We start from the raw sequence: 21,588 nt of genomic DNA on the forward strand, positions 1-21,588 counted from the left end.
TCGAACGATAGGCAAAGGGAAGGTCATCGGGATACGGGGGAAACCCTCGATCCGGCCGGGAACCCACCCTCTATGGAGGGCAGTTGGCGCGAATGGCCTCTTTTCGAACACACCATGCGTGGTGAACGCGCCAGGAGGCTTTCCCGTACTGCACTACCGACCGTTGCCGCCCCGGCCGAGGAGACGCAGAGGGATGCCTCGTACGACCGCACACCGCACCGCACTCGCGGCCGCCCTCGTGACTCCGCTGCTGCTGCCGCTGTGGGCCGCCGGCCCCGCGGGGGCGCACGGCGCGCCGACGGATCCGGTGAGCCGGGTGGTGGCCTGCTCCCCCGAGGGCGGCGAGCGCGCCGGCTCGGCGGCGTGCCGCGCGGCCGTCGCCGCGAACGGCGCGCCCTTCACGGCCTGGGACAACCTGCGGATCGCGAACGTGAACGGCCGTGACCGGCAGGTCGTCCCCGACGGGAAGCTGTGCAGCGGGGGGCTGCCGGCCTACCGGGGCCTCGACCTCGCCCGCGCCGACTGGCCGTCGACCCGGATGACGCCCGGCGCGACGCTGACCATGCGCTACGTCTCGACGATCCCGCACACAGGCACGTTCCGGATGTACCTGACGAAGCCCGGCTACGACCCGGCCGGGCCGCTGTCCTGGTCCGACCTGCCCGAGAAGCCGTTCGCGGAGGTGACGGACCCGGCCCTGACGGACGGCGCCTACCGCATGAAGGCGACCCTGCCGTCCGACCGGACCGGGCGGCACGTGCTGTACACGGTGTGGCAGAACAGCAGTACGCCGGACACCTATTACTCGTGCTCGGACGTGGTGTTCCCGGAGAAGGCGGCGGCGTCTCCGGAGGAGAAGGAGCAGAAGGAGAGCGAGAAGACGGAGGCAGAGGAAGAGGAGAAGGAGAAAGAGAAGGAGAAGAAAGAGCAGGAGCAGAAGCAGGACCCGGCGGAGAACTCCGCCGCCCCGCAGACGCCCCAGCAGCCGCAGCAGCAGCAGCCCCAGGACGAGCACACCCCGGTCGCCGCCACCTCCGGCCCCGGCTCGGGCCCGTCCACGCCCATGCTGGCGGGCGGCGCCGCGGCGGTGCTGTTGCTCACCGGCGGCGCCGCCCTGGCCGTACGACTACGGCGACGCTGAACGAACCTTCCTGGCAGCTCAGTTGACGTTGATGGCCACGCCGCCCGTCGTCACCGGGGCGTACTTGGCGGTGAAGAAGGCGTTGCTGAAGCAGAGCGACGAACCGGAGACCTTCGTGAACTGCTGGTTGGTGAAGGAGATGCTGTGGTCGGCGTTGCTCGCGGTGCCGGTCAGGCTCGGTGCCTGGTAGACGCAGGTGATGCTGCCCAGCAGGGTGCGCAGCTTGACGGTGGACTGGATGGCGGAGCTCGCGCCCGGGGTCACGGAGACGGTGCCGTCGGAGGACACGCTGGTGGTGTAGGGCAGGTTGTCGACGGTGATGCCGCTGACGCCGAGCGAGCCGACGACGTTGGTGGTACAGCCGCTGGTGTCGAAGGTGTGCGAGGCGAGGGACTCGGTGGCGGTGCCCGGGGCGGCCGGGTTGTCGGTGACCTTGGCGGAGAACGCCGACGAGGTGCACGAGATGCCGCTGGTGCCGGTCGCGCTGGAGTAGAAGGTGGCGGCGGTGCCGCTCGCCAGGGACGCGTCGAGGACGTCGCCGACCGCGACGGCCGCGCCGTCGGTCGTGGTCAGGACGGGGGTGTCGGCCGCGGAGGCGGGGGCGGCGAGGCCCAGGGCGGCGACGGCGGCGGTGAGGGAGAGCAGGGTGCGCATGCGCATGCGGGTGTACCTCTTTCAGAAGCGGGGGGTGAGGGGGCGGGGGACGCGCGTCGGCGTCCGCCGCCACCGGTCCGTCACGCCTTCTCCGTACGTGACGGACCGGCGACGGCAGTCCGGTCACCGGCCGGAGGCACGCACGGGGGGCGCGGCTCCGGCCGGGCCGGGCGGGGGGTGGCTGGTGGCGCGGCTCCAGAGGAAGCGGCCGTGCCGTGGAGGGGTGGACTCGGGCGATGGAAAGCCCGTGCGGACACACCGGGCGGCGGGATGCCCGTCCGGGACGCCCGTTCTGGAGGGGCGGTCCGGGGCGCGCGAACGGTGCCGCGCGGCGGATCCGGCGCCACGGATCCGGTGAGACGAGGAGAGTTGTAGACCTACCGGTGAGTCAACGTCAAGGCATGACAAGGGAGTTGTGCGCTGCCTGAGAGTTTCCGAACGCCGTTGACTCACATCCGGCGCACATTCCACACTCTTTGTTCACACTTCCCTTGACCCTTGATGTAACCCCCGGTAACTTCCGACTCGGCTACTGCGGCGTAACGAGAAAGCCCTTGCAACCGACGGGAGTTGCGGGAGGACGTGCGTACGCGGTCGGTGTCCGCGCCAGGGCAACGTGCCACCGAAGTCCCGATCCGCACCGACACGCACCTGGAGCAGACATGACCTCCTCCGCCGAGCACACCCCCGAAAGACCGGACGGCACCGCCGTCGCCGACGCCCCCGCGCGCCGCGGCCGGGTCCGCGCACGCCGGGCCGCGGTGATGGCGGTGCCGGCCACCTTGGTCGCCGCGAGCCTCGCGGTCCTCACCGCGGAGGGGGCGCTGGGTGTGCAGTTCGCCATCTCCGGCATGCCCTTCACGGTCACCGCGACGGAGCTGAAGGGCAACGGCTTCGCCCAGTTCGGCGGTCTGGACGAGATGGCCGAGGGCAGCCCCAACGCCGGTGAGACCGGCGGCCAGGTGCTGGTCGTCACCTCCGTGATCAAGGACGCGACGCTCACCAAGCTGTGCCAGAGCGTGGACCTGGGCGGCACCAACCTGGTCATCCGGGCGGGTGAGGGCGCGCAGAAGGTCCGGGCCACCGATCTGACCACCGACTCCACCCAGCTCTCGGGCGACGCGGCCTTCACCAACATCGAGATCGGCAACGACGCCAGCAAGCTCAACAAGGCCGGGGAGCTGGGCCGCGGGCCGATCGGCGTGTTCAGCCAGCAGTCCGACACCGTGCGCATCAAGAACTTGCGGCAGACCAACTACGCCACGACAGCCGGTGTGTTCAAGCTGCCCGGGCTGAAGCTGGGCTTCAGCGGGTCGGGCTGCTGATGCCCGGCGGCTCACGCGGAAAGGTCCGGCCCGCCTTCCGCCGGTGGCGGGCGGGCCGTCCCTTCTGGGGCGGGCTGCTGCTCACCCTGGGCGGGGCGGAGGTCCTGCTCACCCTGAAGGCGTCGCTGGACGTCATCCTGCACGTCGGCATGCAGGGGCTCGCCGGCTATCTGCTTCCGACCGTGATGCTGCTGTGCGGTGTGCTGATCCTCTTCAACCCCGCCCAGCGCCTGTTCTACTCGGTCATCGGGGTCCTGGTCTCCCTGGGCACCTGGATGACCTCGAACCTGGGCGGCTTCTTCGTGGGCATGCTCCTGGGCATCGTCGGAAGCTGCCTCACCTTCGGCTGGCTTCCGGACCAGGAGCCGCGCGTCAGCCGGCGGCAGCGCAGGAAGGCCGCCGAGGCCGAGCGGGCCCTGGCAGCGCCCCTGGAGCGGGAGGCCGGCCAGACCGTCTGAATCAGGCCCCGTGACTCTCTTCTCAGGCCAGTGCTTCCGCATCCCCTGACATCGCCCGGCCGCGGCCACTTGGCTGGGCGGGCCACGCATTCGCCCACGCGGCGGGCGCGCGGCGCGCAACAGCCGTCAGCCCAGGGAGAGTCCGATGGATCAGACCCACCCGATTGTGATCGACCCGACCGGCCGCGACATCCACGGCGAGGCGACCCGGATCCGCGAGCGCGGACCCGTCACCCCCGTCGAACTCCCCCACGGTGTCCCGGCCTGGGCGGTCAGCAGCACCCCGCTTCTGAAACGGCTGCTCACCGACCCGCGGGTGTCGAAGGACCCGCGCCGGCACTGGCAGCGCTGGACCGACGGCGAGGTCTCACCGGACTGGCCGCTGTACACCTGGGTCGCGGTGCGAAGCATGTTCACGGCCTACAGCACCGAGCACAAACGATTGCGCGCCCTGGTCTCCAAGGCGTTCACCGGCCGCCGCACCAACGCGCTGCGGCCACGGATCGAGGAGATCACCGGCGCGCTGCTCGACCGGGTCGCCAAGGCGGGGGCCGACGGCCACGCGGCCGATCTGCGGGAGGAGTTCTGCTACCCGCTGCCCATCCAGGTCATCGGCGAACTCCTCGGGCTGCCCGAGGAGCTGGGGGACGAACTGCGGGTCGTGGTGGACGGCGTCTTCTACACCTCGGCCGACGCCGCCGAGGTCGCCGACATCTACGCCCGGTTCTACGCCGTCCTCGGCGAACTCGTCGCCGTGAAACGCGCGGCGCCCGGCGACGACCTCACCTCCGCGCTGATCGCGGCCCACGAGGAGGAGAGCGGCACGCGGCTCAGCGAGCAGGAGCTGCTCGACACGCTGATGCTGATGATCAGCGCCGGTCACGAGACGACGGTCAACCTGCTCGACAACGCCGTCCACGCGCTGCTCACCCACCCCGGGCAGCTCGCGCACGTCCGCGACGGGCGGGCCTCCTGGGACGATGTGATCGAGGAGACCCTGCGGGCCGAGGCACCGGTGGCCAGCCTGCCGCTGCGGTACGCCGTCGAGGATCTGCCCCTCGGTGAACTGGGCGGCCCGGACGGCGCGGTGATCCGCCAGGGCGAGGCGATCCTCGCCGCGTACGCCGCCGCCGGACGCGACCCGCAGCTCCACGGCCCGGACGCCGCCGTCTTCGACGTGACCCGTGCCGCGAAGGACCATCTGGCCTTCGGCTACGGCGTCCACCACTGTCTCGGCGCCCCGCTCGGCCGGCTGGAGGCGCGCGTGGCCCTGCCGGCCCTGTTCGAGCGGTTCCCCGGCCTCACCCTGGCCGCACCGGCCGGGGAGCTGCGGCCGGTGGACTCGTTCATCTCGCACGGCCATCGGACGCTGCCGGTCCTGACGGGCTGACGGACCCCTCGGAGGGTGCCGGATCACGGGTGTCCGGCTCCGCGGAGGCCGGTCCCCCGGCGCCCTCCTCCTTCATCGCCTTCGCCTCGCTCTTCAGGATCCGCATCGAGCGGCCGAGTGAACGCGCCGTGTCCGGCAGCTTCTTCGAGCCGAACAGGACGATCACGACGATCGCCACGATCAGCAGATGCCAGGGCTCCAGTCCGTTGCGCAGCACGTCATGCCCTCCCTCTCTTCAACAGTTGCTACATTGCGCAACTGTACAACCCCCGGGCGAGAGGCGAGCGGACGCCGATGACGGTCAGCAGCATGCGCAGGACAGAGCCACCACGGCACCGGGTCGCGTCCCGGGACCAGAGGCGTCGGCGCGGTCGCCGCCGCCGGGGCCCACGCGTCGCCCTCCTGGTCGGCCTGGCCCTGCTGGTGCTCGCCGCGGGCGGTGCAGGCTGGCTGTATCTGAAGCTGGACGGCAACATCAGCACCTTCGACTCCGGCGGCCTCTCCGACGACCGCCCCGGGGCCGGCTCGTCGAAGGGCGAGAACATCCTGGTCATCGGCTCCGACACGCGCACCGGCGGCAACAGCGCGCTGGGCGGCGGCGAGAAGGACGACGTGGGCCGCTCCGACACCGCGTTCCTGCTGCACGTCTACGCCGACCACCAGCACGCGCTCGCCGTCTCCATCCCGCGCGACACCCTGGTCACCGTCCCGTCCTGCAAACTGCCCGACGGCGGCTGGACGAAGGCGCGGCCGGACACGATGTTCAACGCCGCGTACTCGGTCGGGCAGACCCCCGAGGGCAACCCCGCCTGCACCCAGAACACGGTCGAGCACCTCACCGGACTGCGCGTCGACCACACCGTCGTCGTCGACTTCAAGGGTTTCGCACGGCTGACGGAGGTGGTGGGCGGCGTAGGGGTGTGCCTGCCGAAGGACGTGTACGAGAACGACCTGAACCCGCATCTCACCGCCCCCGGCAAGCTGCTGTTCCACCGGGGCGAGCAGAGCGTGTCGGGACAGCGGGCGCTGGACTACGTCCGGATCCGGCACGGCATGGGCGACGGCAGTGACATCGGCCGGATCAAGCGGCAGCAGGCGTTCGTGGCCGGTCTGCTGAAGGAGGTGAAGAGCAAGGGCCTCACCCCGACGCGGCTGTTGCCGCTGGCCGACGCCGCCACCGAGTCCCTGACCGTCGACCCTGGCCTCGGCTCCGCCGACAAGCTGATCTCCTTCGCGATGTCCCTGAAGGACATCGACCTGCACAACACGAAGTTCGTCACCCTGCCCTGGCGCTACGAGGGTTCCCGGGTGGCGATCGTGCAGCCGGACGCCGACGCCCTGTGGGCCGCGCTCAAGGCCGACCGCACGATCGACGGCCAGGACGCCGGCGGAAAGCAGACCGGATCGTCGGATTCCCCCGCCCCGGCGGCGTCTCCCTCCGCTTCCTCGTCCCCCGCGCCGGTCTCCGGTGACGGCATCGAGGTCGCCGTCTACAACGGCACCGCCGTCCCCGGTCTGGCCGCCCGCGCCGCCGAGTCCCTCACCGCGGACGGCTTCACCGTCACGGATACGGCGACGGCGTCCGAGCAGGACCACACGGCCACGCTGGTCGAGTACGGCCCGGGCCTGGAGGACCGGGCGCGGACCGTCGCGGCGGCCTTCCCCGGCGCCGAGCTCCGGTCGGTGACCGGCAGCGGGATCAGCGTCGTACTGGGGCAGTCGTACGCCGACGACCCGTCAGCGACGGCGTCGGCGTCCCCGGCTCCGACCTCCTTGCCGTCCGAGGTCGCCGACGGGGCCCGTTCGGCGGACGACGATCCCTGCTCGGACCTCACCTACGGCTGACGCCGCCGGAGCCGGGCCCTGGCCGCCGTCAGGGCCAGGGCGTACAGGCCGAGCACCACGGCGGGCAGCAGGTAGTAGGCGGCGGGCAGGACCGTCATGCCGAGGGCGCTGCCGAGGGGGCTCGGCGGCAGCAGCAGTCCGACGGCGGCGAGACCGGCCGCCGCCAGCCCGACCGGGCCCGGCACACGGCTCCCCTCGACGCCCCGGCCGCTGCGCAGGAGCAGCATCACCAGGGCCTGGGTGAGCAGGTTCTCGGTGAACCAGGCGGAGTGGAACACGGCCTCGTCGTCGACGGCGTCGGGGCCGTCGAGCGCGAGGGCGAGGACGGCGAAGGTGGCGAGGTCGGCGAGCGCGTTGAGCAGGCCGAAGCCGGTGACGAACCGCAGGAAGGAGCGCGGCCGCAGCACGGCCGGGCCGCGCAGCGCCGCCGCGCCGGGACGGTCGTGGGCGAAGGCGAGCTGGGCGGCGTCGAAGCACAGGTTCTGCGCGAGCACCTGGGCCGGGAGCATCGGCAGGAAGGGCAGGAGCAGTCCCGCGGCGAGCATGGCGACGACGTTGCCCAGGTTGGAGGAGAGCGTGACGCGCAGGTAGGAGGCGATGTTGCCGCTCGCGTGCCGGCCGGCCGTGACCGCGTGGCCGATCGCCGTGAGGTCCTTCTCGGCGAGGACGACATCGGCGCTCTCCCGGGCCACGCCGACGGCACAGCGGGGTGCGAGAGAGACGTCGGCGGTACGCAGCGCGGCCACGTCGTTCACGCCGTCGCCGAGGAATCCGACGGTGTGCCCGGCGGCGCGCAGGGCGGCGACGAGGCGGGCCTTGTCCTGAGGGGTGCAGCGGGCGACCACGGTCGTCCCGGCGGCTTCGGCGTCCGTCAGGTCCGCGGCGGTCCGTACCCGCCCCAGATCCAGGCCCAGTTCCCGGCAGGCCCGGGCCGCGGTGGCCGGGTGGTCGCCGGTGAGGACCTTGACGGTGACGCCGCGGTCGGCCAGGCCGCGCAGGGCTTCGGCGGCGGTCGGGGCGAGGGCGTCCCGGAAGGTCACCAGGCCCCGGAAGGCGAGGCCCCGGGGGTCGGTCGGCGGGCTCGCGGCGGCGGGGCGGTCGGCCGTGGCGAGGGCCAGCACCCGCAGCCCGGTGTCCGCCTCCCGGGCGGCAAGCGCCAGCAGCCGGTCACGCTCACCGGGTTCCGTCGCGCAGCGCTCCAGTACGGCCTCGACGGCTCCGGTGACGACGACGGTGTGCCGTCCGAGGGAGCCGCGTACCACCGCCGTCGCGATCCGCCGTACCGGGTCGAACGGCACGGCGTCCACCCCGTCGTACTCCTCGCCCACCGGCCCGGCCGCCTCCAGCAGGGCCTCGTCGAGGGCGTCGGGGGCGGGCAGTTCGGCGAGCTGGAGGGTCCACCAGGCGCCGACGGCGGCCCAGCGCAGGATCTCCGGGTCGTCCCGCCCGGCCGGGTCGAGGGAGCGTGCGACGACCGGCCGGTCCTGGGTGAGGGTGCCGGTCTTGTCGACGCACAGCACGTCGACGGCGCCCAGGTCGTGCAGCGCGGGCAGCCGTTTGACGATGACGCCGTGGGTGCGGGCCAGGAGGGCGGCGCCCCGGGCGAGGCAGGTGGTGACGATCACCGGCAGCATCTCGGGCGTCAGACCGACGGCGACCGCGACGGCGAAGGGCAGGGTCTCCAGACCGCGTCCGCGCAGCGCCGCGTTGGCCATCAGCACCAGGGGCGGGGTCAGCAGCATGAACCGGATCAGCACCCAGGAGATCCCGTGCACGGACCGGTCGAAGGCCCCGCCCTCCCGGCGCGCGGCGGGCTGCCGGTGCGCGGCGGCGAACCGGGTCCCGGTGCCGGTGGCGACCACGACGGCGGTGGCGGTGCCCGAGGCGACGCTGCTGCCCTGGAGACACAGAAGGGACTCGCCCGTCCCGTCCGCCCTCTTGGCCACCGGCGCCGACTCCCCGGTGAGGGCCGCCTCGTGCACCGTGAGTCCCCGCGCCCGCAGCAGCCGTACATCGGCCGGGATCAGGTCTCCCGGGCCGAGGCGGATCACATCGCCGGGGACCAGTTCGGCGACCGGTATCTCCCGGGGCTCCGGCGGCTCCCGGCCGTCGGCCCGGCGGAGTACCGCGGCGGTGCCGGCGACCAGCTCGCGCAGGGCGGACATGGACCGGTCGGCCCGGTGCTCCCCGGTCGCGCGCAGCACGCAGCTCACGACGACCAGGGCGAGGATGACCACCCCGGTGCCCCAGGACGCTATGGCGACGGACACCAGGCCGAGGCAGAGCAGGACGGCGGTGAAGGGGTCGCGCAGGGCGCGCACGGCCCGCAGGGGCCAGGAGGGTGTGCGCACCTCCGGCAGCGTGTTCTCGCCGGAGGCGATCAGCCGCGCCTCGGCCTCGGCCTCGGTCAGCCCTCGGGGCCCCGACTCCAGCCGCCGCAGCACCTCCAGGGTGGTGCCCTCGGCGGGCTCAGAGGCCATGGAGCCGGCGGCGCGCCGGTGCGGCGCGGTCGGTGAGCCGGTCCACCAGGAGCCGTACGACGTCGACGATGTCCGGGTCGTCGACGTAGTAGACCTGCCGGCGGCCCTCGCGGCGGGAGCGGACGAGGCCGGCCAGCTTCAGCTTGGTGAGGTGCTGGCTGACCGCGGGCAGCGCGCCGCCGACCCGCTCGGCGAGCCCGGTCACGTCGCTCTCGCCCTGGGCCAGCGCCCAGACGATGTGCAGCCGGGCGGGCGAGGCCAGCAGCCCGAAGGCCGCGGCGGCCTGGGCGAGCACATCGGCGGAGGGGTCCTCGAAGCCACTGCCGGCTGCCGCCACCGTGATCGCCCCTTCCGTCGTGTCCGTCGCGCCCGTCGTCCCGCGAGCCGCACCAGTTTAGGCGGCTCGCGGGACCCGCCCCGGAAAGCCGTTTCTTCCCTCGCGGGGCCAGGAGTGATGGAATCGCGCGCAGCGGTCCAACCGTGGCCGGTGGCAAGCGAGTTGATGACCGGGAGGCCCGGATGCCGGAGCACCGTATCGACACCGAGAGCGCGCACTCCGCGCGGATCTACGACTACATCCTCGGCGGCGACGACAACTACCCCGCCGACCGGGAGGCGGGCGACGCCATGTGCCGTGAGTGGCCCGCGCTGCCGGTCCACATGCGGGCCAACCGCGACTTCATGCACCGCGCCGTGCGGTACCTGGCCGCCGAGGCGGGGATACGCCAGTTCCTCGACATCGGCACCGGCATCCCGACCCCGCCCAACCTGCACGAGATCGCCCAGGCAGCCGCTCCGGACGCGCGGGTCGTCTACGTCGACAACGACCCGCTCGTCCTCTCCCTCTCCAAGGACCTGCTGTCGAGCACGCCCGAGGGAAGGACGGCGTACGTCGAGGAGGACATGCGCGATCCGGCGGCCATCCTCGGCGCCCCGGGCTTCCGGGAAACCCTCGATCTGTCGGAGCCGGTCGCGCTGACCGTCATCGCGATCGTGCACTTCATGCTGGACGAGCACGACGCCGTCGGCATCGTCCGCCGGCTCCTCGACCCCCTGCCGCCCGGAAGCTGTCTCGCGATGTCCGTCGGCACCGCCGACTTCGCGCCCGACGAGGTCGGCCGGGTGGCCCGGGAGTACGCCGCGCGCGGCATGCCGATGCGGCTGCGCACCCTGCCCGAGGCGGCGGAGTTCTTCGAGGGTCTCGACCTGGTGGAGCCCGGTATCGCGCAGGTACACAAGTGGCGCCCGAACCGCACGGACGGTACGGAAAGCGGCGGTGCCGGAAACGGTGTCACGATTCGGGACGAGGACATCGCGATGTACGGGGCGGTGGCGCGCAAGCCGTAGCCGGGAAAGGGGCCCTGACCTCGCCGTTCGGCCCGTCGGACGGATCATCACGATGCGGCAGCATCAACTCACGGCTTGTGGCCGCTCACTTGACGACCAGTGGTCACACACGGTTGGCTCCGGGCCAGAGAGAGTCATCGGGTCGTGCACGTTCACGGCCCCGCTGTGCTCTCACCCTGCTCTTGCTCGGCCGCACAGCGAGGTCCACCCCCCATGAACACTCGTCCCCCGCAGCCCACCTCCGCGAGACTCTCCCGATCCGTGGCCCTGGCCCTGGCCGCCTGTCTGCTGGTGTCCGGCTGCTCCGCCCTCGGCGCGGCCGACGACGGGGCGGACACGGCGGCCACGTCCGGCGGCGGGATGAAGGTCGCCCTCGTGACGCACGGCGGCAAGGGCGACGCCTTCTGGGACCTGGTGCGCAGAGGCGCGGAGGCGGCGGCCGCCAAGGACGGCATCGACCTGACGTACGCCGGGGACTCCGACCCGGCCGCGCAGGCCGCGCTGGTGAAGGACGCGGTCCGCGACAAGGTCGACGGCATCGCCGTGACGCTGGCCAAGCCGGCGGCGATGCGCGGCCCGGTCGCCCAGGCCAGGGCGGCCGGCATCCCCGTCGTCGGGCTCAACTCCGGCATCGACGCCTGGCGGCCCGCGGGACTCCTGGAGTACTTCGGCCAGGACGAGTCCGTCGCCGGCCGGGCCGTCGGCGACAAGCTGGACGAGGTCAAGGCCGAGCACGCCCTGTGCGTGGTGCACGAGCGGGGCAATGTGGCGCTGGAGGCCCGCTGCGCCGGTGTGCGGAAGACGTTCGGCGGCGACACCGACAACCTGTACGTGGACGGCGCCGACATGGACGCGGTGACCGCCACGATCGCGTCCCGGCTGCGGCAGGACACCAGCATCGACGAGGTCGTCACCAACGGCGCCCAGTTCGCGCTCAGCGCGGTCAAGGCCGTCGAGCAGGCCGGCGCCCGCAGCAGGACCGAGGTGGCCACCTTCGACCTCAACAAGGATCTGGTCAAGGCGGTCCAGCGCGGCGATGTGCAGTTCGCCGTGGACCAGCAGCCGTATCTGCAGGGCTACCTCGCGGTGGACGCCCTGTGGCTGTACCGCACCAACGGCAACGTCAGCGGCGGCGGAACGGCCCCGGTGCTCACCGGTCCCGCGTTCGTGACCAGGTCGAACGTGTCCGCTGTGGCACGGTTCGCGGCCGCCGGAACCCGGTGACCGGACACTTCCTGTGATGGTGTCGCCAAAGATTCGGTCAGGCCCGGTTCGCACCCCCACTTGTACGGATAACATCCTGCGCATCCCATCTTCCCCGTTCCTCGCTCCCCGCTGATCGCCCTAGGACGACGATGTCTCGACGGACAGGTGCCCGGCGCCGTCTCGGTTCCATACGCCTCTCCCTGTGGCTGCTGGCCCTGGTGCCCAGCGTCACCCTCGCCGCCATGTGGGGTGTGACGACGATCCAGATGTTCTCGGAGGGCCTGCGGCTGCGCGACCAGACGGAGCTGAGCCGCTCGACCGGCGCCATGGGCACCGACGCGACGCTCGCGCTGCAGCGGGAACGCAGCCTGTCCGCCGCCTGGCTGGCCTCGCCGCACGGCTCCCGGACCGCCCTCGACGCGCAGCGCGAGGAGACCGACAAGGCCGTCGCGAAGCTGGTCGGGCAGGCCGACGCGATCGAGAAGGCGCCTGCCCGCATCTCCGACCGGCTGTACTCGGTGCTGGGCTCGGTGGGAAGCCTGGAGTACTACCGGGACCAGGTGGACGACCCCACCGACATCACCCCCCAGCAGGCGCTGGACCAGTACTCCTCGATCATCGACGACCAGATCCACGCCTTCCAGGAGCTCTCCCAGGTCGACGACGGCGACCTCACCTCGCAGGCCGGCCCGCTGGTCGCGCTGGAACACGCGGCGGAGCTGGTCTCCCGGGAGGACGCGCAGCTGACCCTGGCCTGGCCGTCGGGACATCTGGACGACAAGGCGTGGGTGCAGTACGCGGAACTCGTCAACACCCGGCGCTGGCTGGTCCAGGACCAGGTCGTGCCCCAGCTCACCGGCGAGGCCAAGGCACGGACCGAGCGGATCCTGGCGAGCCCGGAGTGGCGGACGCTGGAGTCGATCGAGGACCAGGTGCTGGCGGCCCGGAACTCCAGCGCCGACGCGGACCGGATCGCCCTGCCGGACGCCCAGAAGCGGTGGAACGCCGCCATGGACAAGCTGTCCGCGCACTACGCGAGCCTCATCGAGCAGCAGACGACGGGGCTGCTGGAGCGCAGTGCCGACAAGGCGGACGGGACGCTGATCAAGGCGGCGTCCCTGAGCGCCGGCGGACTGCTCGCGCTGCTGCTGTGCGTCGGCATGTCCTGGCGGATCACCCGCTCGCTGTCCCGGCGGCTGCGCGGTCTGCGCCTGGCCACGCTCAGCCTCGCCGAGGAGCGGCTGCCGGACGTGGTGGCGCGGCTGGAGCGGGGCGAGACGGTCGACCCGGAGTCGGCGACGACCCCGCTGGACTACGGGCACGACGAACTCGGCCAGGTGGCCCAGGCGTTCAACACCGCCCAGCGCACGGCCGTGCACACCGCGGTCGAACTCGCCGACACCCGGCGCGGCTTCCAGAAGGTCATCCTGGGCATCGCCCGGCAGAGCCAGAACCTGGTCAACCTCCAGCTCAGCAAGCTCGACGCGCTGGAGCGCGAGCACAGCGACCCCGACATCCTCAAGGGCCTGTACGAACTGGACTCCACAGCCAGCCAGTTGCGTCGCTACGAGGAGAACCTCGTCATCGTCAGCGGCGAACGGCCGGGCCGCAGCTGGGCCGAGCCGGTCGCGCTGATGGACATCCTGCGCAGCGCGGTCGGCGAGGTCGCCGAGTACCAGCGGGTGGACGTGCACACCGAGGAGGAGGTGTACGTCGCCCCTCCCGCGGTCGCCGACGTCATCCATCTGCTGGCCGAGCTCATCGACAACGCGACCGCCTACTCCCCCGCCCCGAGCCCCGTCACGGTGCGGGCCGGGATGGTCGCCAAGGGCCTCGCCGTCGAGGTCGAGGACCGCGGCCTCGGCATGTCGGAGGAGGACTACGCGTCCTTCAACGAACAGCTCGCGGTGCCCCCGCAGTTCGACGTGGTCGCCCTCGCCGACGATCTGCGCCTCGGCATGTTCGTGATCGCCCAGCTCGCCCACCGGCACGGCATCACCGCCACCCTGCGGCTGTCGCCGTACGGCGGGACCACGGCGATCGTGCTGATACCGCACGACATCGTGGTCCGGGAGACCCCGTCGCCCGAGCAGGACTCGGCGGACGCCAAGCCCGCCGAGGTGCCCGAGAGCGTCTCCGGCAGAACCGAGGACGCCGTTTCCGCTCGTGAGGAGCCTCGGCCCCTCGTCGCGGCCCGGACCGCACCCGCCGCTCGCACCCCCCGCGGGGACGGTCTCGCCCCGCTGCCCCGGCGGGTGCCGCAGACCAGCCTGGTCGACGAACTGCGTGAGGAGTCCGCGCCCGAGCGCGACGACGACTCCCTCGACGACTTCACCGCGGAAGCCGCCGCCTCCTCCCTGGCCGGTTTCCAGCGCGGCACGCTCCGGGCCCGTGACGAGGACCCGGCCGCACCACCCCGGCAGGCCACCGCCGATTCCCTCCCCTCGACTCCGCCCGCCGACCGCTGACGAAGGACTCCGCAATGACACGCCCCATCCCCGCCACCCACACCCAGCTCGACCAGCTGCTGACCGGACTCGTGGAGCGGGTCGCCGATGTGAACCAGGCCGTGGTGCTCTCCGAGGACGGCCTGGTGGTCAGCAAGTCCACCGGGTTCCTGCGCGACGACGCCGAGCGGCTCGCGGCGACCGCGTCCGGTCTGATGAGCCTGAGCAAGGGCGTCAGCATGGACTTCCGGGGCGGTCCGGTGCGCCAGGCACTCATCGAGATGGCCAACAGCTATCTGATCCTGACCTCCGCCGGCCCCGGCGCCCATCTGGTGGTGCTGACCGGCCCGGGCGCGGACGTCGGTGTGGTGGCGTACCAGATGAACATGCTGGTGAAGAAGATCGGCGAGCACCTCAGCGCGGCACCGCGGGGCATGGCCGGACCCGTCGTCGACCCAGGCGTGTGAGGTGGGCGAAGGCGACTCGGCGGGCCGGCTCGTACGACCGTTCGCGCTGACCGGTGGCCGGACCCGGCCCAGCCGCGCCGACTTCACGCTCATCGCGACGGTGACCGCGGTCGATCCGCCGCCGGCCACCGCGGCCCGGTGCCAGCCCGAGCACACCCGCATCCTGAGGCTGTGTGCCGAGCCGCTCGCCGTGGCGGAGCTGGCCGCGCGGCTGGACCTGCCGGTGAGCGTGGTCGTCATCCTGCTCTGCGACCTGCTGGAGGCGGGCCGGATCACCGTACGCCCGCCGCGCCTCGTCTCCCGTACCACTCCGGACCTGGACCTGCTGCAGAAAGTGAGGGACGGCCTTGGCCGGCTCTGACCCCGTCACGGACGCGTCCTCGGCACCCGACACGGTCAAGATCCTCATCGCCGGAGGCTTCGGCGTGGGCAAGACCACCATGGTCGGGTCGGTCAGCGAGATCGCCCCGCTGCGCACCGAGGAACCCCTGACCATGGCCGGTCTGGGCATCGACGACCTCGACGGCATCGAGGAGAAGCGCGCCACCACGGTGGCCCTGGACTTCGGCAGAATCACCATCAGCCGGGAACTGGTGCTGTACCTGTTCGGTACACCGGGGCAGCAGCGGTTCTGGTTCATGTGGAACGACCTGGCGCTCGGCGCGCTGGGCGCCGTGGTCCTGGTCGACGTCCGCAGACCCGAGTCCAGTTTCGCCGCGATCGACTTCTTCGAACGCCGGAAGATCCCGTTCGTCGTCGGGGTCAACGGCTTCCACGGCAAGCACCCGTATCCGCCCGAGGACATCCGGGACGCCCTCGCCTTGCCGGAGCATGTGCGGGTGCTGCTGTGCGACGCGCGGGACCGGGAGTCGTGCCGGGACGTGCTGATCGCCCTGATCGACCAGTTGATCGCGTCGGCCGTGCAGGCCTAGGGCGACATGCCGCGGCCCGGGCGGTGCGCACCGCCCGGGCCGTGGGAGCGGAACGTCAGGTCAGGCCCGCCGACTTCAGCCAGGCCTTGGCGACGTCCAGCGGGTCCTGCTTCTCCAGCTGTACCCGCGCGTCCAGTTCGAGCAGGGCCTTCGTGTCGAGCTTGGCCGAGACCGCGTCGAGTGCCGCGGCGCCCTCCTTGGACAGCTCGCCCTTGCGGACCAGCGGCTGCACGTTCTGGAAGCCGAAGAGGTTCTCCGGGTCCTTCAGGACGACGAACTTGTCCCGGGCGATGGTCGGGTCGGTGGTGAAGAGGTCCGCGGCCTGCACGGTGTTCTTCTTCAGCGCCGCCTGGGTCAGCGGACCGCCCGCGTCGAGGGACTTGAAGGACTTGAACTCGAGACCGTAGACGGACTTCAGGCCCACCAGGCCCTGGTGCCGGGTCTGGAACTCCGGGGAGCCGCCGAAGTCCAGGTCCTTCGCGACGTCCTTGAGGTCCGCGATGGAGGAGTCCGCGGTCAGCTTGTACTTCTTCGCGGTCTCCGCGTTGACCGTCACGGAGTCCTTGTTCTGCGCGGCCGACGGCTTCAGCAGCTCCAGCTGGGAGTCGAGCTTGCCGTTGATGGCGGTCGTGGTCTCCTCGACCGTCTTCGGCTTGGCCTTGGCGTCGAGGTAGGCCAGCAGGGAGCCGTTGTACTCCGGCAGCACCGTGACGCTGCCGTTCTTCATCAGGCCGTAGGTGGTCTCGCGGCTGCCGATGTTGGGCTTGTAGGTGACCTTGATGCCCTTGGCCTTGAGGGCCTCGCCGTAGATGTCGGCGAGCAGGATGGACTCGGCGAAGTTGTTGGAGCCGACGACGACGGCCCCGCCCTCCGCCCCGCCGCCCTTGAGCGGGTCGTCGGAGGTGCCGCCGGAGGAACAGCCCCCGAGAAGAGCTGCCGCCGCGGCCAGCGCGACCGCTGCCGCGCCGGGGTGCCTCGATATGGACCGGGTGCTGCTCTTCCGTGTAGTCATCACCCACTGATCCAAGCCAGCGGATATTCGGTCAGTCAAGAGCAGCTTGGTCACCAATTGGCGTCATCTCCTGCGCACACCCGGAGACACCGCGACCCGGGCCGCCGCCCAGAACAGGGCGAGCGTGACCAGCGCGAGGACGGCCACCAGCGTCGCGCCGCCCACCACCTTCTCGTAGTTGCGCTGGTAAAGGCCGTCCACGATGTAGCGGCCGAGACCGCCCAGGCTGACGTAGGCGGCGATGGTGGCCGTCGACACGATCTGGATGGCCGCCGAGCGCAGACCGCTGAGGATCAGCGGCAGGGCGACCGGCAGTTCCACCTGGAAGAGGATCCGGGACTCGTGCATGCCCATGCCGCGGGCGGCGTCCACCGGCGAGGGGTCGACGGAGCGCATCGCCTCGTAGGTGGTGACCAGGATCGGCGGGACGGCGAGGATGACCAGCGGGATCATCACGGGCAGCATCCCGAAGCCCAGCAGGGTGGTCATCAGCACCAGCAGACCGAAGCTGGGCAGGGCCCGCCCGGCGGTGGCGACCAGGGACAGGGCGTTGCCGCCGCGCCCGTAGTGCCCGGTGACCAGGCCGATCGGCAGCCCGATCGCGGCGGCCAGGAGCAGCGCCTCCAGGGTGTACTGGACGTGCTCCCCGAGCCGGGCCGGGATGCCGTCGTAGCCCTGCCAGTGGGCGCTGTCGCTGAAGAACGCGTGGACGAAGTTGAGTACGTTCACCGGGCGGCTTCCTCAAGGGCGGGCGCCGGCTTGCGACGGGCCCTCCCGCTCGGCATCCAGGGCGTCAGCAGCACCCGGACGAGGACCAGCAGGGCGTCGACGAGGATCGCCAGGAGCGCCGTGGTGATCACGGAGTTCCAGGTGAGCTCGGGCCGGTTGTAGATCTGCGCGTCGTGGAGCAGATTGCCGAGCGCGCCCTGGTTGCCGATGAGCATGCCGACGCTGACGAGGGAGATGCTCGACACGGTCGCCACCCTGAGGCCCGCGATGATCGCCGGTACCGCGATCGGCAACTGCACCTGGAAGTACCGCCGTACGGGCCCGAAGCCCATGGCGGTGGCGGCGGCCAGGGTCTCCGGGGGCACCGAGCGCACCCCGTCGACGATCGCCGGGACGAGCACCACCAGGCTGTACACGGCCAGCGGGATCATGACGGTGAGTTCGGTCTGCCCGGTGTAGTCGATGAGGACCACGAAGAACGCCAGGGACGGGATCGCGTAGAGGACGGTCGTCAGGCCGAGGACGGGCGGGTACAGCCAGCGGAAGCGCACACAGAGCTGGGCGATCGGCAGTGCCAGGAGCAGTCCGGCCGCCACCGGCAGCAGGGCCTCCCTCAAGTGCAGCCCGATCAGCCCGAACCAGCTGTGCTGGAGATCGCTCGGGATGTCGAAGAAGTCGTGGAGGTACTCGCTCATCCGGCGACCTTCTCGTCGTCGCGCTCGTCGTCGCGCCGTGCCTCGTGGGCGCTGCGGATGGCCTCGCCGATGGTGTGCTGTTCGACCACTCCGGTGACCCGTCCGCCGGCGTCCACGGCGACGGCCCAGCCGGTCGGGGAGAGCACGGCGCAGTCGAGGGCGGCCCGCAGCGAGTCGGTGCCGGGCACGAACGGCCGCCCGTGGGACAGGAGCCGGTCGGGCCTGATGTCACCGGCCGTCAGATCGTCCGGCGCGCTCCAGCCGAGCGGCCTGCCGTCGGCGTCGGTCACCAGGAGCCAGGGGGCGTCGGGAGCGGCGATCTGCTCGGCGGTGGCGTCGACCCGGATCACCGGGTCGGTCGTGAGCGTGAGCCCGGCGGACGGGAAGAAGGACAGGCCCCGGATGCCGCGGTCGGCGCCGAGGAAGTCCTCGACGAAGGAGTCGGCGGGGTTGGAGAGCAGTTCGGCGGGCGGTGCGTACTGGGCGAGGTGGCCGCCTTCCCGCAGTACGGCGACCATCGTGCCGAGCTTGATCGCCTCGTCGATGTCGTGGGTGACGAAGACGATGGTCTTGCCCAGCTCTTCCTGGATGCGCAGCAGTTCGTCCTGGAGGACCTTGCGCACCACGGGGTCGACCGCCGAGAACGGCTCGTCCATGAGCAGCACCGGCGGGTCGGCGGCGAGCGCCCGGGCCACGCCGACGCGCTGCTGCTGGCCGCCGGACAGCTGGTACGGGTACCGCTTGGCGAGCGCGGCGTCGAGGCCCACGCGCTCCATCAGTTCGGCCGCCCGGGCCCGGGCCTTCTGCTTGCCCCAGCCGAGCATGCGGGGCACGGTCGCGATGTTGTCGACGATCGTGCGGTGCTGGAAGAGTCCGGCGTTCTGGATGACGTAGCCCATGGACCGGCGCAGGGTGGTGACGGGCTGCCGCTGGATGTCCTCGCCGTCGAGGAGGATCGTTCCCTCGCTCGGCTCGACCATTCTGTTGATCATCCGCAGGGTGGTCGTCTTGCCGCAGCCCGAGGGTCCGACGAGGACGGTGATCGAGCGGTCGGGTATCTCCATGGAGAGCCGGTCGACCGCCACCGTGCCGTCCGGGTACCGCTTGGTGACTGATTCGATCCGTATCAAGGCGCCGGGGCCCTTCGGGTTGGCGGAGACGTCTGGCCATGGTCGTACGGGCTGTGCCGGACGAGTCTAGACCGCGGTGTTTTCCGGCCCCTGGGCGGCCGGTGGCTCATTCCCGTTCCCGTTCAGCGGCAGGCGGACGGTGAACACCGTCGCCCCCGGCTCGCTGTCCAGCTCGATGCGACCGCCGTGGGCCCGGACGAGGGACTGGGCGACCGCGAGGCCGAGGCCGCTGCCGCCGCGGTCGCGGCTGCGGGCCTTGTCGACGCGGTAGAAGCGGTCGAAGACCCGGGCCCGGTCGTCGGGCGGGATGCCCGGACCGGTGTCGGCGACCCGCACCTCGGCCGAGCCGGGCGCGACGCACACCTCCACGGACACCTTCGTCCCGGCGGGGGTGTGCACGGCGGCGTTGGCGAGGAGGTTGTCGACGACCTGCCGGATGCGCAGCGGGTCCATCCGCAGCCGCACCGGACGCGGACCCGCGAGCACGGTCAGCTCATGGTCGGGACGGCCCGCGCGGAAGGCGTCCGCGGCCTGGCCCGCCAACTCGACCAGGTCGGCGTCCTCCAGTCGCAGCGGCTCCTCCACCTCCGCCGCGTCCAGCCGGGCGAGCAGCAGCAGGTCGTCCAGGAGGACGCCCATGCGGGCGGCCTCGGCGCGCAGCCGGGCCAGATGCCGGTCGCGTTCCTCGGGGGCGTTGGCGGCGGCGTACTGGAAGAGGTCGGCGTAGCCGCGTACCGACATCAGCGGGGTGCGCAGCTCGTGCGAGGCGTCGGCGACGAAGCGGCGCAGCCGCTGCTCGGCCTCGGCGCGCACGCCGAGGGAGTGGTCGATGTGCTCCAGCATCGTGTTGAAGGCGGTCCGCAGTTCGTCCACCTCGGGCCCGCCGTCCCGGCCGTCGGCGCGCAGCGACAGCCGGGCCGCGGACTCGGTCAGATCGTGCGAGGCGATGCCGTGCGCGGTGGACGCCATGTCGCTGAGGGGCTTCAGTCCGCGGCGCAGCGTCCTGCGGCCGAAGACGACCAGCGCGAGCAGCGCGGCCCCGAAGATGACGACCTGGATGGTGATGAGCTGCCCGACCGTGTCCTCGATGTCCTCCATGGGCGCGGCGCTGACCAGGACGACCCCGGGCTCCACCTGGCAGGCGCGCAGCCGGTAGGAGCCGGCGCCCTTGAGGTGCTCGGTGCGCAGGACCTCGGTGTGCGCGGCGGTCTGCGCCCGGGCCAGGGAGGTGAAGTCGTCGACGTCCTTGGGCAGGTCGGCGGGGTCCTCGGGTCTGCGGAGCTCGGGTCTGCCGTCCGAGACGTCGTACACGGCGTAGAACCAGCTGTAGTACTTCTTGCCCGAGAGGGTGCCGTAGTCCGCGATGCTCTTGGACTGGGCGATCTGGGCCTGGGCGAGCTGGGTGTCGAGCTGGGCCGAGAGGTAGTCCCGCATATAGGTGGTCAGGGCGGTGCCGACGACGGCGAACACGACCAGCGCCAGGGCGCCGAGGCCGAGGGCCAGCCGGGTGCCCAGGCGCATCCTGCGGTAGGTGCTCCGCAGCCGGGCGATCACTCGGAGGCCTGCCGCAGCACGTATCCGAAGCCCCGCACGGTGTGGATCAGGGGCGCGCCGCCGTCGTCGGTCTCGTCGAGCTTGCGGCGCAGCCGGCTGACGACCAGCTCGACGACGTTGGAGCGGCCGCCGAAGCCGTACTCCCAGACGTGGTCGAGGATCTGCGCCTTCGTGAGGACGGTGGGCGACTTGCGCATGAGGTAGCGCAGCACCTCGTACTCGGTCGGGGTCAGCGACAGCAGCCGCTCGCCGCGCCGCACCTCGCGGGTGTCCTCGTCCATCGTCAGATCGCCGACCTGGAGCACGGACCGCTGGAAGGAGGGTCCGGCGCTGCGCCGCAGCACGGTCCGCAGCCGGGCCATCAGCTCCTCCACGGCGAACGGCTTGACCAGGTAGTCGTCACCGCCCCGCGTCAGGCCCGCGACCCGGTCGGCGACGCCGTCGCGCGCGGTGAGGAACACCACCGGCACCATCGTCCCGGAGGCGCGCAGCCGGTCCAGGACGCCGAAGCCGTCCACGCCGGGCAGCATCAGGTCGAGCACCACGATGTCCGGGTGGAACTCGGCGGCCCGCTTCAGCGCGTCCTCGCCGGTGTACGCCGTGACCGCGTCCCAGCCCTCGTAGCGGGCGACGGTCGCGACGAGATCGGCGATGGGCGGGTCGTCGTCGACGACGAGGAGGCGTACTTTTTCCACCCGCTCATAGTGCTTCACCTGTCCCTCGCCTCCATAGCCGTCCGCCCCTTCGCGGCCCGATCGATAAACACTTGAAAGTCG

Annotated in this window: 21 protein-coding genes; 11 read left to right on the forward strand and 10 right to left on the reverse strand. The window is 71.8% G+C overall.

The window, feature by feature from the left end:
- Nucleotides 1-193 precede the first annotated feature (193 nt).
- Entirely contained in the window at nt 194-1,141 is a 948-nt protein-coding gene (locus NNW99_RS07095) for a lytic polysaccharide monooxygenase (protein ID WP_215117847.1), read from the forward strand.
- A gap of 18 nt (nt 1,142-1,159) precedes the next feature.
- Here NNW99_RS07095 and NNW99_RS07100 read toward each other — a convergent pair whose 3' ends face one another.
- The gene (locus NNW99_RS07100) at nt 1,160-1,801 is read right to left on the reverse strand and encodes a Tat pathway signal sequence domain protein (RefSeq protein ID WP_215117848.1); all 642 of its coding nucleotides are present in this window, start codon (nt 1,799-1,801) and stop codon (nt 1,160-1,162) included.
- 656 nt (nt 1,802-2,457) lie between these two features.
- On the opposite strand from NNW99_RS07100, the gene NNW99_RS07105 reads away from it, so the two are divergent.
- The 3 genes from NNW99_RS07105 to NNW99_RS07115 all read left to right on the forward strand — a co-directional run bounded on the left by NNW99_RS07105 (nt 2,458) and on the right by NNW99_RS07115 (nt 4,968).
- A complete protein-coding gene (locus NNW99_RS07105) occupies nt 2,458-3,120 on the forward strand; it encodes a DUF6230 family protein (RefSeq protein WP_215117849.1) in 663 nt (220 codons plus the stop codon).
- Entirely contained in the window at nt 3,120-3,578 is a 459-nt protein-coding gene (locus tag NNW99_RS07110; RefSeq protein ID WP_215117850.1) for a DUF6114 domain-containing protein, read from the forward strand. The genes NNW99_RS07105 and NNW99_RS07110 overlap by 1 nt, the downstream gene beginning before the upstream one ends.
- 145 nt (nt 3,579-3,723) lie before the next feature.
- A complete protein-coding gene (locus NNW99_RS07115; protein ID WP_215117851.1) occupies nt 3,724-4,968 on the forward strand; it encodes a cytochrome P450 in 1,245 nt (414 codons plus the stop codon).
- Here NNW99_RS07115 and tatA read toward each other — a convergent pair.
- Nucleotides 4,925-5,185, reverse strand: a complete 261-nt coding sequence (tatA, locus tag NNW99_RS07120; protein WP_215117852.1) for a Sec-independent protein translocase subunit TatA — start codon at nt 5,183-5,185, stop codon at nt 4,925-4,927. The genes NNW99_RS07115 and tatA overlap by 44 nt on opposite strands.
- A 92-nt stretch (nt 5,186-5,277) precedes the next feature.
- On the opposite strand from tatA, the gene NNW99_RS07125 reads away from it, so the two are divergent.
- A complete protein-coding gene (locus NNW99_RS07125) occupies nt 5,278-6,813 on the forward strand; it encodes an LCP family protein (protein WP_251057731.1) in 1,536 nt (511 codons plus the stop codon).
- On the opposite strand, the gene mgtA is transcribed toward NNW99_RS07125, so the two are convergent.
- Both mgtA and NNW99_RS07135 read right to left on the reverse strand, forming a co-directional pair.
- Nucleotides 6,804-9,293 carry a magnesium-translocating P-type ATPase gene (mgtA, locus tag NNW99_RS07130; RefSeq protein WP_215117854.1) on the reverse strand — a complete coding sequence of 830 codons (2,490 nt, stop codon included), beginning with the start codon at nt 9,291-9,293 and terminating at the stop codon, nt 6,804-6,806. The genes NNW99_RS07125 and mgtA overlap by 10 nt on opposite strands.
- Nucleotides 9,283-9,630: a metalloregulator ArsR/SmtB family transcription factor gene (locus NNW99_RS07135; RefSeq protein ID WP_215117855.1), complete on the reverse strand. Its 348-nt coding sequence runs from the start codon at nt 9,628-9,630 to the stop codon at nt 9,283-9,285. The genes mgtA and NNW99_RS07135 overlap by 11 nt, the downstream gene beginning before the upstream one ends.
- Before the next feature lie 182 nt (nt 9,631-9,812).
- Here NNW99_RS07135 and NNW99_RS07140 point away from each other — a divergent pair, with 182 nt between their 5' ends.
- The 6 genes from NNW99_RS07140 (at nt 9,813) to NNW99_RS07165 (ending at nt 15,692) form a co-directional block, all read left to right on the forward strand.
- Nucleotides 9,813-10,640, forward strand: a complete 828-nt coding sequence (locus NNW99_RS07140; protein ID WP_215117856.1) for an SAM-dependent methyltransferase — start codon at nt 9,813-9,815, stop codon at nt 10,638-10,640.
- Nucleotides 10,641-10,853: 213 nt separating this feature from the next.
- Nucleotides 10,854-11,864, forward strand: a complete 1,011-nt coding sequence (locus tag NNW99_RS07145; protein ID WP_215117857.1) for a substrate-binding domain-containing protein — start codon at nt 10,854-10,856, stop codon at nt 11,862-11,864.
- A gap of 131 nt (nt 11,865-11,995) precedes the next feature.
- Nucleotides 11,996-14,314 carry a nitrate- and nitrite sensing domain-containing protein gene (locus NNW99_RS07150; protein WP_215117858.1) on the forward strand — a complete coding sequence of 773 codons (2,319 nt, stop codon included), beginning with the start codon at nt 11,996-11,998 and terminating at the stop codon, nt 14,312-14,314.
- Between the two features lie 14 nt (nt 14,315-14,328).
- On the forward strand, nt 14,329-14,760 hold the full coding sequence (locus NNW99_RS07155; protein ID WP_020271575.1) for a roadblock/LC7 domain-containing protein: 432 nt from the start codon (nt 14,329-14,331) through the stop codon (nt 14,758-14,760).
- A 1-nt stretch (nt 14,761) separates the two neighbouring features.
- Nucleotides 14,762-15,121 (forward strand): DUF742 domain-containing protein, encoded by a 360-nt coding sequence (locus NNW99_RS07160; RefSeq protein ID WP_215117859.1) that lies wholly within the window; start codon nt 14,762-14,764, stop codon nt 15,119-15,121.
- Nucleotides 15,108-15,692 carry an ATP/GTP-binding protein gene (locus tag NNW99_RS07165; protein ID WP_215117860.1) on the forward strand — a complete coding sequence of 195 codons (585 nt, stop codon included), beginning with the start codon at nt 15,108-15,110 and terminating at the stop codon, nt 15,690-15,692. Before NNW99_RS07160 ends, NNW99_RS07165 begins: the two co-directional genes overlap by 14 nt.
- A 55-nt stretch (nt 15,693-15,747) precedes the next feature.
- Here the strand turns inward: NNW99_RS07165 and NNW99_RS07170 are convergent, their stop codons facing one another.
- The 6 genes from NNW99_RS07170 to NNW99_RS07195 form a co-directional block, all read right to left on the reverse strand.
- Nucleotides 15,748-16,704, reverse strand: a complete 957-nt coding sequence (locus NNW99_RS07170; RefSeq protein WP_215117861.1) for an ABC transporter substrate-binding protein — start codon at nt 16,702-16,704, stop codon at nt 15,748-15,750.
- A gap of 63 nt (nt 16,705-16,767) precedes the next feature.
- Nucleotides 16,768-17,433 (reverse strand): ABC transporter permease, encoded by a 666-nt coding sequence (locus NNW99_RS07175; protein WP_215117862.1) that lies wholly within the window; start codon nt 17,431-17,433, stop codon nt 16,768-16,770.
- Nucleotides 17,430-18,128, reverse strand: a complete 699-nt coding sequence (locus NNW99_RS07180) for an ABC transporter permease (protein ID WP_215117863.1) — start codon at nt 18,126-18,128, stop codon at nt 17,430-17,432. The genes NNW99_RS07175 and NNW99_RS07180 overlap by 4 nt, the downstream gene beginning before the upstream one ends.
- Nucleotides 18,125-19,258, reverse strand: a complete 1,134-nt coding sequence (locus NNW99_RS07185) for an ABC transporter ATP-binding protein (protein WP_215117864.1) — start codon at nt 19,256-19,258, stop codon at nt 18,125-18,127. Before NNW99_RS07185 ends, NNW99_RS07180 begins: the two co-directional genes overlap by 4 nt.
- Before the next feature lie 66 nt (nt 19,259-19,324).
- Complete coding sequence (locus NNW99_RS07190) at nt 19,325-20,812, reverse strand: cell wall metabolism sensor histidine kinase WalK (protein WP_215117865.1); 1,488 nt, start codon at nt 20,810-20,812, stop codon at nt 19,325-19,327.
- The gene (locus NNW99_RS07195) at nt 20,809-21,507 is read right to left on the reverse strand and encodes a response regulator transcription factor (protein ID WP_215124190.1); all 699 of its coding nucleotides are present in this window, start codon (nt 21,505-21,507) and stop codon (nt 20,809-20,811) included. Before NNW99_RS07195 ends, NNW99_RS07190 begins: the two co-directional genes overlap by 4 nt.
- Nucleotides 21,508-21,588 lie beyond the last annotated feature (81 nt).

The sequence above is a fragment of the Streptomyces sp. CRCS-T-1 genome (genome assembly GCF_024442335.1).
GTDB classification, from domain to species: domain Bacteria; phylum Actinomycetota; class Actinomycetes; order Streptomycetales; family Streptomycetaceae; genus Streptomyces; species Streptomyces koelreuteriae.